The sequence below is a fragment of the Nocardia nepalensis genome, from assembly GCF_048910785.1.
GTDB lineage: Bacteria > Actinomycetota > Actinomycetes > Mycobacteriales > Mycobacteriaceae > Nocardia > Nocardia nepalensis.
Map to the genome: position 1 here is coordinate 107,519 of NZ_JBKBET010000005.1, position 15,716 is coordinate 123,234.

Annotated in this window: 14 protein-coding genes; 8 read left to right on the forward strand and 6 right to left on the reverse strand. The window is 67.1% G+C overall.

Translation table 11 applies throughout. The features are described 5' to 3' along the window. Window positions 1-22 precede the first annotated feature (22 nt). From ACHQ4I_RS04825 to pdxH, 3 genes are all read right to left on the reverse strand, one after another. On the reverse strand, window positions 23-1,327 hold the full coding sequence (locus tag ACHQ4I_RS04825) for a citrate synthase (RefSeq protein ID WP_420770450.1): 1,305 nt from the start codon (window positions 1,325-1,327) through the stop codon (window positions 23-25). Window positions 1,328-1,465: 138 nt separating this feature from the next. Beyond that, window positions 1,466-2,767, reverse strand: a complete 1,302-nt coding sequence (locus tag ACHQ4I_RS04830; protein ID WP_420770451.1) for an MFS transporter — start codon at window positions 2,765-2,767, stop codon at window positions 1,466-1,468. A gap of 57 nt (window positions 2,768-2,824) precedes the next feature. Continuing rightward, on the reverse strand, window positions 2,825-3,481 hold the full coding sequence (gene pdxH, locus ACHQ4I_RS04835) for a pyridoxamine 5'-phosphate oxidase (protein WP_420770814.1): 657 nt from the start codon (window positions 3,479-3,481) through the stop codon (window positions 2,825-2,827). 274 nt (window positions 3,482-3,755) lie between these two features. On the opposite strand from pdxH, the gene ACHQ4I_RS04840 reads away from it, so the two are divergent. The 4 genes from ACHQ4I_RS04840 (at window position 3,756) to ACHQ4I_RS04855 (ending at window position 9,606) form a co-directional block, all read left to right on the forward strand. Continuing rightward, window positions 3,756-4,904, forward strand: coding sequence for a citrate synthase 2 (locus ACHQ4I_RS04840; protein ID WP_420770452.1), 1,149 nt, complete (start codon window positions 3,756-3,758; stop codon window positions 4,902-4,904). Window positions 4,905-5,111: 207 nt separating this feature from the next. After that, the gene (locus tag ACHQ4I_RS04845) at window positions 5,112-5,972 is read left to right on the forward strand and encodes a polysaccharide deacetylase family protein (RefSeq protein WP_420770453.1); all 861 of its coding nucleotides are present in this window, start codon (window positions 5,112-5,114) and stop codon (window positions 5,970-5,972) included. A gap of 257 nt (window positions 5,973-6,229) precedes the next feature. Further along, window positions 6,230-9,022 (forward strand): HAMP domain-containing sensor histidine kinase, encoded by a 2,793-nt coding sequence (locus tag ACHQ4I_RS04850; RefSeq protein ID WP_420770454.1) that lies wholly within the window; start codon window positions 6,230-6,232, stop codon window positions 9,020-9,022. Next, window positions 9,019-9,606 carry a GTP-binding protein gene (locus ACHQ4I_RS04855; protein ID WP_420770455.1) on the forward strand — a complete coding sequence of 196 codons (588 nt, stop codon included), beginning with the start codon at window positions 9,019-9,021 and terminating at the stop codon, window positions 9,604-9,606. The genes ACHQ4I_RS04850 and ACHQ4I_RS04855 overlap by 4 nt, the downstream gene beginning before the upstream one ends. A gap of 185 nt (window positions 9,607-9,791) precedes the next feature. Here the strand turns inward: ACHQ4I_RS04855 and ACHQ4I_RS04860 are convergent, their stop codons facing one another. Then, window positions 9,792-10,436, reverse strand: coding sequence for a hypothetical protein (locus ACHQ4I_RS04860; protein WP_420770456.1), 645 nt, complete (start codon window positions 10,434-10,436; stop codon window positions 9,792-9,794). A 64-nt stretch (window positions 10,437-10,500) separates the two neighbouring features. Between ACHQ4I_RS04860 and serC the strand changes: the two genes are divergently transcribed. The 3 genes from serC to ACHQ4I_RS04875 all read left to right on the forward strand — a co-directional run bounded on the left by serC (window position 10,501) and on the right by ACHQ4I_RS04875 (window position 14,331). Beyond that, window positions 10,501-11,625, forward strand: a complete 1,125-nt coding sequence (gene serC, locus ACHQ4I_RS04865; RefSeq protein ID WP_420770457.1) for a phosphoserine transaminase — start codon at window positions 10,501-10,503, stop codon at window positions 11,623-11,625. 383 nt (window positions 11,626-12,008) lie between these two features. Then, window positions 12,009-13,115, forward strand: coding sequence for a septation protein SepH (gene sepH, locus ACHQ4I_RS04870; RefSeq protein WP_420770458.1), 1,107 nt, complete (start codon window positions 12,009-12,011; stop codon window positions 13,113-13,115). A 469-nt stretch (window positions 13,116-13,584) separates the two neighbouring features. Then, on the forward strand, window positions 13,585-14,331 hold the full coding sequence (locus ACHQ4I_RS04875) for a DUF6928 family protein (protein ID WP_420770459.1): 747 nt from the start codon (window positions 13,585-13,587) through the stop codon (window positions 14,329-14,331). A gap of 3 nt (window positions 14,332-14,334) precedes the next feature. Here the strand turns inward: ACHQ4I_RS04875 and ACHQ4I_RS04880 are convergent, their stop codons facing one another. Together ACHQ4I_RS04880 and ACHQ4I_RS04885 are read right to left on the reverse strand one after the other, a co-directional pair. Next, the gene (locus ACHQ4I_RS04880; RefSeq protein ID WP_420770460.1) at window positions 14,335-14,646 is read right to left on the reverse strand and encodes a DUF2537 domain-containing protein; all 312 of its coding nucleotides are present in this window, start codon (window positions 14,644-14,646) and stop codon (window positions 14,335-14,337) included. Continuing rightward, window positions 14,643-15,446, reverse strand: coding sequence for a TrmH family RNA methyltransferase (locus ACHQ4I_RS04885; protein WP_420770461.1), 804 nt, complete (start codon window positions 15,444-15,446; stop codon window positions 14,643-14,645). The genes ACHQ4I_RS04880 and ACHQ4I_RS04885 overlap by 4 nt, the downstream gene beginning before the upstream one ends. 70 nt (window positions 15,447-15,516) lie before the next feature. On the opposite strand from ACHQ4I_RS04885, the gene ACHQ4I_RS04890 reads away from it, so the two are divergent. Further along, window positions 15,517-15,716: hypothetical protein (locus ACHQ4I_RS04890; protein ID WP_420770462.1), on the forward strand; the 200-nt coding region annotated here is incomplete at its 3' end.

Genomic DNA, 15,716 nt, shown 5'->3' on the forward strand with positions numbered 1-15,716 from the left:
GTGATGGTGATTGGATGGAAGACTAACGGCCGTTGATTTCGCTGTAGTCGCGGTGACCGTAGCCGGTGTAGATCTGACGCGGACGGCCGATCTTCAAAGGCTCGCTGTGCATTTCACGCCAGTGCGCGATCCAGCCCGGCAGCCGGCCCATCGCGAACAGCACGGTGAACATGCGGGTCGGGAAGCCCATGGCCTTGTAGATGACGCCGGTGTAGAAGTCGACGTTCGGGTACAGCTGACGCGAGATGAAGTACTCGTCGGTGAGCGCGGCCTCTTCGAGAGACTTTGCGATATCGAACAATTCGTCATCGCCGCCGAGCTTGGACAGGATCGCGTCGGCATGCTTCTTGGCGATCGAGGCACGCGGGTCGTAGTTGCGGTAGACGCGGTGCCCGAAGCCCATGAGCTTCACGCCGTCTTCCTTGTTCTTGACCTTGCGGATGAATTCCTTGACGTTGCCGCCCTCGGCCTTGATGCCGTCCAGCATCTCCAGCACGGCCTGGTTGGCGCCGCCGTGCAGCGGGCCCCACAGCGCGTTGATGCCACCGGAGACGGAGGTGAACAGGTTGGCGTCGGAGGAGCCGACCAGGCGCACGGTCGAGGTGGAGCAGTTCTGCTCGTGATCGGCGTGCAGGATCAGCAGCATGTCGAGTGCCGCGGCGATCTCCGGGTCGACCTCGTAGGGTTCGGCCGGGAAGCCGAAGGTCATCCGCAGGAAGTTCTCCACCAGGCTCAGCGAGTTGTCCGGGTAGAGGAACGGCTGGCCGACCGACTTCTTGTACGAGTAGGCCGCGATGGTGGGCAGCTTGGCCAGCAGTCGGATGGTGGACAGCTCGACCTGTTCGGGATCGCGCGGGTCCAGCGAGTCCTGGTAGTACGCCGAGAGGGCGTTCACCGCGGAGGAGAGCACCGGCATCGGGTGCGCGTTGCGCGGGAAGCCGTCGAAGAACCGCTTGAGGTCCTCGTGCAGCAGGGTGTGGCGGCGGATCCGGTCGGTGAAATCGTCCAGCTGCGCCTGGGTCGGCAGTTCGCCGTAGATCAGCAGGTAGCTGACCTCGATGAAGGTCGAGGACTCCGCGAGCTGGTCGATCGGGTAGCCGCGGTACCGCAGGATGCCCGCTTCGCCGTCGATGTAGGTGATCGCCGACTTGGTCGGCGCGGTGTTCATGAATCCGGGGTCATAGGTCACATACCCGGTGCTGGCCAGCATTTTGCCGAGGTCGATGCCGTCATTGCCTTCTTTGGCTTGGGCGATCGTCATGGCGTATTCGCCGCCGGGGTAGCTCAGAACCGGCTTGGCGTCGTTGATGTGGTCTTTTTCGGGCACGGAAGGATCCCTCTCAGGCTAGGACCGTCGGCATCGGGGTGCGGTCGGCACGGCGGTGCGCTCACCTAGACGCTAGTCGTTGCTCGCGCGGCCCGAGAACGAGGGTGCCCACCGGCCGACCTCACAAACGCGTTCGCGTCACGTGAGGTTTGCCGTGCTATCCGACGCCGGCGTCGAACGCGACCTGGCGACCTGGTAGCGCATGAATACGGGGAAAGCCAGTGCCGCCAGCACCATCCCGATAACCACCAGTACACCGCCGCCCGCCGCGGCGACCGCAGTACCCAGGGTGGCCGCGGCAAAACCGTGGGCAACATCACCGATGCGCGGGCCGCCGGCGACGATCACGATGAACACGCCCTGCAGGCGCCCGCGCATTTCGTCGGTGGCCACCGTCTGCAGCATCGTGACGCGCAGTGCGGCCGAGATCATGTCGACGGCGCCGCCGAACGCCGAGCAGGCCAGTGCGATCCACAGACCGAGCCCGAGCCCGAGACCGTGTCCGGTGAAGCCGACGGCCAGGCCGAACCCGACCATCGACACACCCCACAGCGCGATGCAGATCACCACGGCCGAGCCCGGACGCCGGATGCGCGGAATCCAGCCGGAGAAGACCCCGCCGAGCACCGCGCCCACCGACATGGACGCGAACAGCAGACCGAGCGCGACGCCGCCGGTCGCCGGATCGCCGAAGGTCTCCTGCGCGATCTGCGGAAACAGCGCCCGCGGCATGCCGAACACCATGGCGATCACGTCCACCGCGAAGGATGCGAGCAGGATGCGCTGGGTCGCGAGATAGGCGAAACCGGCTGCGACCGTGCGGAATCCGGCCTTGCGGGCCGTTCCGGTCGGGGGCAGCGCGGGCAGTTTCCACACCGCCCACAGCGTGGCGAGCAGGGCGATGGCGTCGATGAGGTACAACGTGGCCAGCCCGAGCAGCGGGATCAGCGCACCGGCCAGCACCGGTCCGGCGATCGCGCCGAACTGGAACACCGTCATATTCAGCGAATTGGCGGCGGCCAGGTGCTCCGGGGGCAGCAGGCGCGGAATGGTCGCGCTGCGGGTCGGCTGGTTCACCGCGAAGAACGCCTGCTGTACGGAGAACAGGCCGAGCACGACCCACACGTTGTCGAGCCCGACCGCCGCCTGCACCCAGAATGCGAGCGCGGTGAGGCCGGTGCCGCTATTGGTGATGAGCAGCAGCTCGCGCCGGTCCATCACATCGGCCAGCGCCCCGCCCCAGAGGCCGAACACGATCAATGGCACCAAGCCGAACAGTCCGGCCAGCCCGACATAGCCGGAACTGCCGGTGATCTGGAAGATCTGCTGCGGCACCGCGACGGTGGATAGCTGCGCACCGATGATCGTGACGATGCCGGAAGTCCATAGCCGCCGGTAGTCGGAGTGCCGCAGCGGAGTGATGTCGGCGAGCAGTTTCACCGGCCGGAGCGTAATGAGTCGGTCAGCGGCCCAACAACGTTGGGGTCGTCACGATCCTTAGGGTTGTAGTCGGTCGACAGTCATGACATCGCCGCTGATGCGGACCCGAATCCGGTTGTGCAGCCGACTCCGGCGGCCCTGCCAGAACTCCACTTCATCGGGTCGGATGAGGAAACCGCCCCAATGCGGCGGCACCGGGATCTCGTCGACATCGGCGAAGCGCGCGGTGGTCTCGGCCAGCGTGCGATCCAGTTCGGCGCGCGAGGCGATCGGCCGGGACTGCCGCGATGCCCACGCCCCCAGCTGCGAATCGCGCGGCCGGGAGCGCCAGTAGACGGCGGTGGTCTCGGCGGAGACCAGCTCGACTGGTCCGCGCACATGAACCTGACGGCCGAGCGCGGGCCAGACGAAGGTCGCCGCGGCGAATGGCACGGCGGCCAGCTGGTTGCCCTTGGCGGAGTCGTAATTCGTGTAAAAAGTCACACCCTCCGGTGAGAGGCCTTTACACAGCACCGTCCTGGCGACCGGGCGCGGACCGGCATCGGTGAGTGCGACGGTGGCCACGACCATCGCGTTCGGCTCCGCGATGCCGACGGCGGTGGCCTGTTCGATCCAATGCCGCAGCAGCGGCTCCCAGCCCCCGGCCAGCCAGGCTTCGTCCAGATCGGTGTCCTCGCCGCTACCGAAAGGCATGCCGCCGTAATCGACTCGCATGGCGGCCAGATCGGTCGCCGGGAGCAGGGTCGGATCGGGTGCGGTCGTTTCCTGACCGACAGATGAATTGTCCAGGTCACGCATGGGGCAGACGTTACTCTGCGGTAGCAAGGAGCTAAGGTTTTGTTGATCGGCATGTGCTCGGCGAGCCACACCCTCATCGGCGAGAGCAGGCCTTTTCGAGCGACCAGCAAGCAGGCGCTCGTGACCTTTTCGAGCGACCCGCAACCAGTCGCTACGGAATGCGAAACCGAAGTGCAAGGAGAGTCACAACATGACTACCAGCCCCGCGGTGCCCAGTGGGCAGACCGCCGTACCCCCCGACTTCATCAGCGGCCTGGAAGGCGTGGTTGCCTTCACCACCGATATCGCCGAACCCGATAAGGACGGCGGCGCGCTGCGCTACCGCGGCGTCGATATCCAGGACCTGGTCGGCTCGCAGGTGACCTTCGGCGACGTGTGGGCACTACTGGTGGACGGTGAATTCGGTCGCGGTCTACCGCCCGCCGAACCGTTCCCGCTGCCGGTGCACACCGGTGACGTGCGCGTCGACGTGCAGGCCGGGCTGGCCATGCTCGCCCCGATCTGGGGCTACCAGCCGCTGCTCGATATCGACGACGAGACCGCGCGGGAGAATCTGGCGCGCGCCTCGGTGATGGCGCTGTCCTATGTCGCGCAGTCCGCACGCGGCATCTACCAGCCCGCCGTGCCGCAGAAGAAGATCGACGAGTGCACCACGGTGACCGAGCGATTCATGACCCGGTGGAAGGGTGACCCGGATCCGCGGCACACCGAGGCCATCGACGCCTACTGGGTCTCCGCCGCCGAACACGGCATGAACGCCTCCACCTTCACCGCGCGCGTAATCGCCTCCACCGGTGCCGATGTCGCGGCATCGCTGTCCGGCGCGATCGGTGCGATGTCCGGCCCGCTGCACGGCGGCGCACCGGCACGCGTGCTGCCGATGATCGAGGCCGTCGAAAAGTCCGGTGACGCACGCGCTCTGGTCAAGGGCATCCTGGACCGCAAGGAAAAGCTGATGGGCTTCGGCCACCGGGTCTACCGGGCCGAGGATCCGCGCGCCCGCGTGCTGCGCGCCACCGCCCAGCGCCTCGGCGCCCCGCGTTTCGAGGTCGCCGCCGCACTGGAGCAGGCCGCGCTGGCCGAGCTGCGCGAGCGTCGCCCGGACCGCGCCATCGAGACCAATGTCGAGTTCTGGGCCGCGGTCATCCTGGACTTCGCCGAGGTGCCCGCGCACATGATGCCCGCGATGTTCACCTGTGGCCGCACCGCCGGTTGGTGTGCTCACATCCTCGAGCAGAAGCAGCTGGGCAAGCTGGTCCGCCCGGCCGCCATCTACACCGGCCCCGGCCCGCGCCAGCCGCAGGATGTCGCTGGCTGGTCCACCGTCGCGCACGCGTAGCGCGATCAGCTGATTCATAGCCGGACACCGTGGCAGGACCTGTCTGCCACGGTGTCCGGCTATGTCTGATCGAGGTGCCGCGAATGTCGCTGGTAAGACTCATTCCGTCGTCGTCGGGTAAGCGAGCAATCTCACTTCCGATATTCCGCGTAGCATCTGGCGAGGACGCTGTGGGAAGAGAGTTAACGGGGAATGCTGGATAGGGATATGTCGCGGCGGCGGCTGATCGGGTTCGGTGCCGCGGCTGCGGCTTTCGTCGCTGGTTGCAGTACCGATAAGGGCAATAGAACGTCCGCGCAACCGAGTACGACGACCGCTGCGAACGCCGTCGATGTGCAGGCCGTTCCGAAGGCCCCGCAGCAACAGGCGCCCGCGGCCAACTCACCCGTCGCGGTGGCCGCCCGGCACGCGGGCGAGCAGCCGCAGCAGTGGGGCATGGAGATGGACGGCATCACCAGCACTTTCACGGCAACCGGCAAGCAGATGGCGCTCACCTTCGACGCGTGCGGCGGGCCGGGCAATAACGATATCGACGAAGTACTGCTGAATCTGCTGATCTCCCAGCAGATTCCGGCCACGCTCTTCCTCAATAAGCGCTGGATCGACGCGAATCCGGGCCGGGCCGCGCAATTGGCGGCGAATCCGCTGTTCGAGCTGGCCAATCACGGTGTGGCGCATAAGCCGCTCTCGGTGACCGGCCGGGCCGCCTACGGCATCGCCGGCACCGGCTCACCGCAGGAGGCGGCCGAGGAGGTCTGGGCCAATCACCAACGGCTCACCACCCTGCTCGGCAAGCCACCGCGGTTCTTCCGCACCGGTACCGCGCACTACGATGACGTCGCGGTGTCGATCGTCAACGAGTTGGGCGAGCGGCCCATCGGTTTCAGCATCAACGCCGACTACGGCGCCACCGCGAGCGCCGCGCAGGTCCAGAATGCGATGAAAGCCGCCGAACCCGGCGCGATCTCGCTGGCGCATATGCACCGGCCGAACTCCGGGACCGCCGCCGGCATGACCGCCGCGCTGCCCGCGCTGCGTTCGGCCGGGTTCACTTTTGTCCACCTTTGAGCACGAAGATTACGGAATGGACTGGACGCCCCCAGGATCGCGCCAATAACGCGCAACCCTCGGCGGCGAGCCAGTATGGTACCGATGCTGACTGCTATCGCGAGGTCAGCCGACCGCCTGCCGGTCGCTCATGAACAAACCTGCCCGACCAGTTCGGGCGCAGCACGATGGTGAGACGGATCGCGGCTGTTCACTGGGCATTTCGCCGAGCGCGAGATGGCCGATCGGGCCGATCCGAGCGGAAGGCGGTAGGTAGGGTGGCGCAGGGCATATTCGCGCACACTCGGTGGCGGAACCTGGAGCAATGGCGGGTCCGTTGGAAAGTCGGCGCGGCCGTTGCGCTTCCGCTGGCCGCGGCCATCCTGCTCGGCGGCCTGCGCCTGACGGTGTTCTTCAACGACTACTCCGAATACGACAGTGCGGCCGATCGGATCGCCGATATTCCGGTGATCACCGCACTCGAATCCGCCGCCTCCACGGTCGCGGGTGGGCAGGTTTACGGCACCACCACCGACCAGGACCTGGTCGAATTGTCAACGGCTATCACCGAAGCCACCGTGCGGGCCGGACGCAAGGGCATCGATGGCACGGTCGCCAGGGCGCTGAAGCAGATGACCGCGACCAGCGAGGTCATCCGCTCCGGCGGCAAGGGCGGCGGGGATCCGGTGAAGGCCATCGAGTTGAACAACGCGATCGTCGTGGATGCGATCGGCACCGTGGACAAGCTGCTCACGCCGATCCGCGTCGGTTCGGTGGTCGCCGCGAAGGCGCAGCTCTCCGATGTGCTCGTCAGCAAGGTCGAGGGCTTCAACTGGCTGATGGCGGCGATGCAGGCGATCCAGCAGCCGACGCAGGCCGAGGGTTTCCATACCGCGCAGGGCCGTTTCCTGGCCACCGCCGATGCGGTCGAGCGGGTGCTGCCCGCGGCCAAGGCCGAGCTCGATCGGGTGGTGCGCCCCAATAACGCCGTGCTCAAGGACATGATCGAGGTGGGCGTCCGTACCCACGTCGTCGACCTGGTCGAGCTGCGGCGACTTGCCATCGAATCCCGCGATGTCTTCACCGGACTGACCCGCCAGATCGTGCAGGGCGTGATCAGCGACGTCGACGATAAGGTCGCCGCGGCCCGGTCGGCGGCCGTACAGGCCTCGCTGGTGGTGCTCGCGACGGTGGTCGCGGCGCTCGGATTGGCACTGTTGGTCGCGCGCTCGCTGATGCGCCCGCTGCGCCGGCTGCGGGCGGGCGCGGCCGAACTCGCCGAACAGGATCTGCCGAACGAGGTCGAGCGGATCATGCGCGGCGCCCACCTAGAGGACATCTCGGTGAAACCGGTGCCGGTGCACACCGGCGAGGAGATCGGCGAAATCGCGCGCACCGTCGATGGTTTGCACGCGCAGGCACTCAAACTCGCCGCGCAGCAGCAACTGCTGCGCGATCAGGTCAACGACATGTTCGAGACCATGGCCCGGCGCAGCCAGACGCTGGTGGATCGCCAGCTCAGCATGATCGAGGCGCTCGAATTCGAGGAGAAGGATCCCGAGCGGCTCGGCCACCTGTTCCGGCTCGATCACCTGGCCGCGCGCATGCGGCGCAACAGCGCCAATCTGCTGGTGCTGGCCGGGACGCGATCGCGCCACGATCGGTCCGGTCCGGTCGAGGTCCGTGATATCCTGCGCGCCGCGGTTTCCGAGGTCGAGGACTATCAGCGGGTCAAATCCGGTGCGACACCCGATGGTTGGGTCGCGGGCATCGCGGCCACCGATGTGGTGCATCTGATCGCGGAGATGCTGGAGAACGCGCTGCGCGCCTCCCCGCCCGATAGCGACGTGACATTCGCCTACAGCCGGACCTCCGAGGGCGGCCTGCTGGTCGAGGTCATCGACGAGGGCATCGGCATCGTGGCGGCCGAACTGAACGAGATCAACGAGCGTCTGGCGACACCGGCCGCGGTCACCGTGGCGACGACCCGGCAGATGGGCATGTTCGTGGTCGGCAAGCTCGCCGAGCGACACGGCATCACGGTTCGACTCCGACGCACGCACGATCGCGCGCTCAGTCCGGGAATCACCGCCAGCCTGCACATTCCGCCGGCGCTCATCGAAGTCCCGTCGCAGGATTCGGACGATCCGACCACCCTGAAGCCGGTGATTCCGGTGCATCGCGACACGCTGGGGACCCCAGCGACGACTCGAGCTGGCACGGCCGCCACCAAGTCGGCGCCCACCGCGGCCGAGGCGGCAGCGTCCGCGGCCGAGCCGGTCACGCCCGCGGCCGAGTCCGCACCTGCCGCCCGGCGGATCGGCGCACCGCCCGCACCCCTGCCCAAGCCGACGAAACCCGCGCCCGACGCATCCGACGCACCGCCGGTGATCACCAGTTATGGCCTGCCGAAACGGGTTCCGGGCGTCAACCGCAAGGGGCGTCGCAAGTCGGGCGCAGCCGCCGCGAAAACGTCCGGCACAACCGCAGCGGCCACCTCGACACCGGCTACCGCCCCACCAACCACCGCGACGCCCGCACCGGCGAGCATGGCCGATCCGGGCCCACCGACCGGGCCCCAGGAGCGCGTGGTCAAGGCTTCATCGTTCTTCCAGACCACGCCTACCGAATCCACACCATCGGGGCCGAATGGGGATGCGGCGGAGTCGAGCCGATCCACATCGGGCGCGGAATCGGCGCAAGATACCGGTGGTGAATCGACGCCGATATTCGCGGGGATGATGTCGAAGTGGTTGGCGGATCCGACTACAGGGGAGTTACCGGTCTTGACGAATTGGCATTCGGCGGCGGATGAAGGCTGGTCTGCCGCACAGCGGGCGGCGGATGCGCAGATCACGGAAAGGACGACCTCCGGACTACCGAAACGAGACCCTGGGAATCAGTTGGTGCCTGGCGGGGCCGAATCGGGGGCGGGAACAACGGATTCGGCGGCGGGCCCACGACGGGACCCGGAATCGATCCGCGCAGGATTGAACAGCTATGAGCGGGGGGTACGTGACGGAAGAGCCACTGGTAAGTTGAAACCCTTTGCAGCCGAGGATGTTCGATGACCGCACCTGAGCAAGAAGCACCCGCCGCGTCCCGCGCTGTCTCGGCGAAGATCGTGATAGCCGGAGAAATGGGCGTCGGCAAGACCACCATGGTGGGTGCGGTATCGGATATCGTGCCGCTGAAGACCGAGGCGCTGATGACCGATCTCAGCTCCGAGATCGACGACACCTCAGCGGTCCCGGATAAGCAGACCACCACGGTGGCCATGGATTTCGGCCGGATCACGCTGTCCGACGATCTGGTGCTCTACCTGTTCGGCACGCCCGGCCAGCACCGGTTCTGGTTCATGTGGGACGACCTCAGCCTCGGCGCGATCGGCGCGATCCTGCTGGTCGACACCCGGCGCGTGGACGAAAGCTTCGCCGCCGTCGACTATTTCGAGGAACTCGGACTGCCGTTCCTGGTCGCGGTGAACGAATTCGACGGCGCCCCGAAGTTTCCCGAGGAAGCCATCCGCGACGCGCTCTCACTATCCGACGATGTCCCGGTCATGATGATCGACGCCAGAGACCGCGAGTCCGCCAAAACCGCCCTCATCGCGCTGACCGGCCACGCCCTGGCTCGGGTGAAGGCGAAGAGTTAGCGATCGAATGGCGGCGCCGATCGCCGGGGCCGCCATGCAACTCGGCTGCTAGTGCCGCGTCCGGCAGCTCGCCGAGCGTAGTGATATGGCGGTCGAATGCAGTGTGGACGACCACCATTCGACTACGCTCGACGGAACTCGTCGGACCCACGGCTCGATGCAGCAGAGGCCATCTGGACGCGGCACTAGTCCTCGCCGAGGGACGCGAGCCAGTCGACGGCTACGGATTCGCCGTGGTCGACGGTGAAGAAGGCGACCTCGAGGTGCTGGCCCAGATCGACAAGCCCGATGGCGGCCAGCGGGACCGGCTGGATGAGCCGGACGCGCCACGGTTTCGGCTCGTCCCAGGCGCGCAGTTCCAGGGTCAGGCGCAGCACCGGATCGTCGCGACCGGCGTAGTCGGCCGCCACCGGCGCGGCGGCGAGCACGGTGGCATCGGCGCGGCGGCCGTCGGACAGGATCTTGGAAATGCTCGCCCGGCCCGTTTCCTCGATGGCGGGCACGTAGAGCACCAGCCGCTCCCGGTCGCCCGGATCGACGCGGCAGCAGATCACGTCACCGGGCTGCATCCACTCCAGGTCTTCCGGGCGCATCCGCTGCCGAACCCGGGTTTCGTACGGTAGCGCGTCGTCTACCTGCACTCGGACCCAGAAGATGTGTCCGGGTTCGCTGCGCCGCGGGCGCACGCCGAGGATCGTCGCCGACCCGGCGACGCCGTGCATGAGTAACTCGCGCCGCTGCCCTTCCGATAACGCACCCGCGCGGAGCCCGAAATTCCGTGGCCCCCGATTGCGCAGTCCCCACCCCGTGTTAGCCGACGCCAGGTCCATGGACGACTACGTTAGCCGGAGTGTGGTCAGAGTCACAGCAATACCACCGTCTACCCTGTTGGCCATGACCGCTGAGTTCCCGACCATTCCCGACGATCTCAAGCCCGCCGACGGACGGTTCGGCTGTGGCCCCTCCAAGGTGCGACCGGAGCAGTTGCAGTCTCTGGTGTCCGTCGGCGCCTCGGTATTCGGAACCAGCCACCGGCAGAAGCCGGTCAAGGACGTGGTCGCGCGGGTGCGCAATGGCCTGCGGGAATTCTTCGCGCTGCCCGACGGCTACGAGGTGGTGCTCGGCAACGGTGGCACCACGGCGTTCTGGGACGCCGCCGCCTTCGGCCTGATCCGCGAGCGCTCGCTGCACCTGACCAACGGTGAGTTCAGCTCGAAGTTCGCCGCGGTGGCGAAGGGCAACCCGTTCATCGGCGATCCGATCATCGTCTCCTCGGAGCCGGGCAGTGCGCCCGAGCCGGTTTCGGATCCCTCGGTCGACCTCATCGGCTGGGCGCACAACGAAACCTCCACCGGCGTCTCGATCGCGGTGCAGCGTCCGGCGGGTTCGGAGAATGCGCTGATCGCCATCGACGCCACCTCCGGCGCGGGCGGCCTGCCGGTGAACATCGCCGATGCCGACGTCTACTACTTCGCCCCGCAGAAGTGCTTCGCCTCCGACGGCGGCCTGTGGATCGCGCTGATGAGCCCGGCCGCACTGGCCCGGGTCGAGGAGATCAAGGCCTCGGGTCGCTGGACCCCGGACTTCCTTTCGCTGCCGATCGCGATCGACAACAGCACCAAGGACCAGACCTACAACACCCCGGCGCTGGGCACCCTGCTGCTGTTCGCCGACCAGATCGAATGGCTCAACAGCAACGGCGGGCTGGACTGGGCGGTCAAGCGGACGCTGGATTCCTCGTCGCGGCTGTACTCCTGGGCCGAGTCGAGCTCCTTCGCTACCCCGTACGTCACCGATCCGGCGCACCGCTCACAGGTGGTCGGCACCATCGACTTCGCCGATTCGGTCGACGCCGCCGCGGTGGCGAAGGTGCTGCGCGCCAATGGAATCGTGGACACCGAGCCCTACCGCAAGCTCGGCCGCAACCAGCTGCGCGTCGGCATGTTCCCGGCAATCGACCCCGAGGATGTGAGTCAGCTCACGCGCAGCATCGACTGGGTCGTCGAAAAGCTGAGCTGAGGGGCCGCTCAGATACGAGGCGGCACCTAGCACCGCCAGCATCTAAGCCGTAACCACGGGCCGCAGTGGCCGTTCGCAAGTCGCCCCGCACGGCGCGAGTCTTACGAGCGCCTGTTCGCGGCCCGTCTCGCGTCCGAGTGGTCGAAGCGCATGCGCCGCAGGCGCGAGTCACGACCGCTCGGACGCGAGACACTGGGGGGTGCGAACACGCCGCGCGAATGCGCGGCAAATGAGACACTGCGTTTCGAACAGAGCAGATTAGCGGGGCGCGGAGGGACTTTCGCAGATTTCCGCCCCGCGTGTCTTGCCTCGAGATCATCGGTAGTGCACTACTGTTTCGGAAAGTGGGCGGTGTCGCGAGCCGACGCGATAAGGAGGTAACGGTGCGTGAACTTCGAGTGATCGGGGTGACGCCCGACTCCACGCACATCGTGTGCATCGACACCGAGACCGGCAGCAAGTACCGGCTTCCCGCCGACGACAAGCTTCGAGCCGCAGCACGCGGAGACCTTGCCCGATTCGGCCAGATTGAGATCGAGATGGAAGCAACTATGCGTCCCCGCGATATTCAAGCTCGTATCCGCGCCGGGGCATCCGTAGAACAGGTCACCGAGGAATCCGGGATGCCGCTGAGCCGGGTCGAACGGTTCGCCTATCCCGTGCTCCTGGAACGGGCCCGCGCCGCCGAACTCGCGCAGAAGGCGCATCCGGTGCGCGCCGACGGTCCGGCCGTGGAAACCCTCATCGACATCGTCACCGCCGCGTTCACCGAGCGTGGACACACCCTCGAGAACGCCGAGTGGGATGCCTGGAAGGACGAAAAGGGCTTCTGGGTCGCCCAATTGCAGTGGCAGAACGGCCGTTCCGAAATCGCCGCGCATTGGCGCTACCAGCCGGACGCGCACGGCGGCTCGGTCTCCCCGCTCGACGATCCGGCCTCGGATCTGATCGATCCCGACTTCGGCCGTGCCCTACGCGGTCTCGCGACCATCCTGCCGCCGCAGGCCGAAATCGAGGCGCCCGCGACACCGGAACCGCAAGTAGAGACTCGCCCCGTGGAGACACGGACCGCCGAGACGCGTCCGGCGCGCGAGACCGCACCACCACCGGCACGGACCGCCGTACGGACCCAGCCGACATTGGACGAGTACTACGAGCAGCGCTCCGTCGCGGCCGGTGGTAGCAGTACGCCGGTCAGTGCGAGTGGTAGTGCTGCTGCGATTCCGGCGGCGAGCACGAATGCCATTCCGGCCGCGGGTGGTTCCACTTCGGTCGCCGCGGGGAGCACGCCTCCCGCCGGTGCGGGCGCTGCGAGCACTACTCCGTCCACTCCCGCTGCTCCGGCGAAGCCCGCATCGGCGAAGCCCGCAGCATCGGAGGAAGCGCCGAAGACCAAGGCCGCGCCCGCGAAGTCGGCGCGGAAGCGAGGCAAGGCGCCTATGCCGTCCTGGGAAGACGTGCTGCTCGGGGTTCGTAGCTCGGGGCACTGAGGCTCGTTCCTGGGCTGGGGTGCGGGGAGAGGGTCTGGAGCGATCGAGTTGTCCGGGCGCGAGGTGGATCGCTGAGGCCTCCAAACCAAAGCGCCGCCAGCACTAGAGCTCTTGAGCCGCGGCCCCGTCGCGAGGTGCGGCCAAGCCCTCCACACCTAGGCCGCATTCCGCGCGCCTTCGGCAGGCGATCAAGATCAGGTGGACATGGTGGCGGGGGCTTCTCGGGCGATGCCGCCACAGTTTCCACCTGATCTTGATTTCGGGGGTGTTTGGCCGAATTTGTGGGGGGTGCTGGCGTGTTCGGGTGCGGAAGGGGGGGTGTTGGGTGGGGAGTGCGGGTAGATTTTCGGTGTGTCGTCGACTCGAGTCGGCGTGGGCGGTTCACGGTAGTGCGAAGTTGCGCGAGGGGGCTGTGGAGTTGCTCGAAGTTCGCGGAGCTGTTTGGTGCAACCATCGGGAGGTGCCGGAAATGCTGTCCAAGGCTTCATCTCTCTGGTACGTCGACGCACAGGATCCGTTGGCGGTACTCCGCGCGAACCACGATCCGGATCCGGAAGCCGCGCTCGCGCTGGCGAAACAGCTGCACGCGGACCGAGACGTCATGCCCATCATGGTCGGCACGCTGGGCGGTTGCGCGGGGCCGGATGCCGACGAGGTGTACATCGGCTGCTATCCCGGGGTCACCGTGCTGTGCTCGACGCAGGCGGCGCGGGCGCATCCGACGGCGCTGCCGGAGTTACTCGTCCGCCCGCTCGCCTCGGAGCACACCTATCTCGTCTCGTTCGACGCCAATCACGGCTGGGGCGCGTTCGCGCATTGGGAGCGTGGCGAATTCCGGCGCTCGTTCAGTTCGACTCGGGTGAACATCCTGGAAGACGACGGGCTGCCGCTGGTGTGGGAGCGTTCGTACTGGGCGGGTGATCATCCGGTGCGGTGGCAGGCCGGGGAACTGCCGGACCCGCAGACCCTCCCGTTCGATCCACCCGATTTCGCCGACGCCGCCAACAACGAATGGCTCGGTTTCCACTACCGCGCCCCCTCCGCCGACGGCGCGCTGATCCCGCGCGATATCGCGGTCTGCGGATTCACCCTCTACCCGAAGGGCCAAGCCCCCGACCCGGCCGACCTGATGCCACGGGACGAGCATAGGAACGGCGATACGAAACCGAGACGCGGCCTGCTCGACTGGCTGCGCGGCAAGGATCGCGTCTGCTGAGGTCTAGCCGGACAGGCCGCCGATGATCAGAACCAGCCAGCCGAGCAACACACCGGCCGCGCCGCCGCCGATGACCCAGCGGGTTACCGGTGCGAGACGCCAGCGCCATGCGGTAGGGGCGGCGCCGCCGACGGCGACCAGGTTGACCAGGATCGCGAGAATCGGATGCACCTGTGCCAGTGCCGAGCCGAACGCGTACACGGCGACGGCCGTCAGCAATGCCACCATGGTCGCGACGGTGAGCCCGGCGGCCCACGGGGTCGGGTCCCGGTAGGGCTGGTACGGGCGGTACGCCCCGTTCGGGAAATAGCTCACGACGTCCTCACCCGTTCATAGAACGCCATCGCCGCCGCGGTCGCCACATTGAGTGAATCGGTGCCCGGTGACATCGGGATGCGGGCCCGAATATCGGTGGCTCGCATGGCTTCCTCGGTCAGCCCGGGGCCCTCCGCCCCGAGCAGCAACGCCACTCGCTCCCCCGTCATCGCCGTCGCCAGATTCACGGCGGCCGGGTTCGGGGTGAGCGCGATGATCTGGAATCCCTTGCTCCGCAGTATATCCAGTCCATCCGGCCACTTCGGCAGCTGCGCGAACGGCACCCGCAGCACATGTCCCATCGATACCCGCACCGCCCGCCGGTACAGCGGATCGGCGCACCGATCCCCGAACAGGATCGCCTCGACGCCGAGCCCGGCCGCGTTCCGGAACATCGAGCCGAGATTCTCGTGATCGTTCACGCCCTCCAGGACCGCGACCGTCCTGGCCTGTTCGATGACTTCGTCCACACTCAATTCCGCGGGCCTGCGCGCCACCGCGAGCACCCCGCGGTTGAGATGGAACCCGACCACCTCCGCCATCACCTCGGCGCTCGCCCGGTAGTACGGCACATCGATATCCGCCAGATCCGCCGCTAGCTGGACGCGCCGCTTCTCCACCCCGAGCAGCGCATCCGGCCGAAACCGCGAATCCAGCATCCGCTGGACGACCACCACCCCCTCGGCGATCACTAGCCCCTTGCGCCCCGGCAGATCCGGACGCCGGTCCGCGGATTTCAGGTCGCGAAAGTCATCGACCCGCGGGTCAGCGGGGTCGTCGATATCGATCACTTCGGCCACCGCTATATCCTGCCGGGCGCCAACACCTCTACGAAAACCGGTGCCGATCACCGTTTCCACCTTCATCGGCATGCCGCTAACGCGCCACAGCTACAGCTCGGCCCCCGAAACCGCAGCCGATGCCGATGCCAATGCCGATGCCGATGCCGATGCCGAGCTGACCAGGCAGACATTTCCGCCTTCACCAGCACGCCACACATGCAACACAGCCACGGCCCGGCCCCCGAAACCGCCCCCGATGCCCAGCCGACCACGCAAACATTTCCGCCT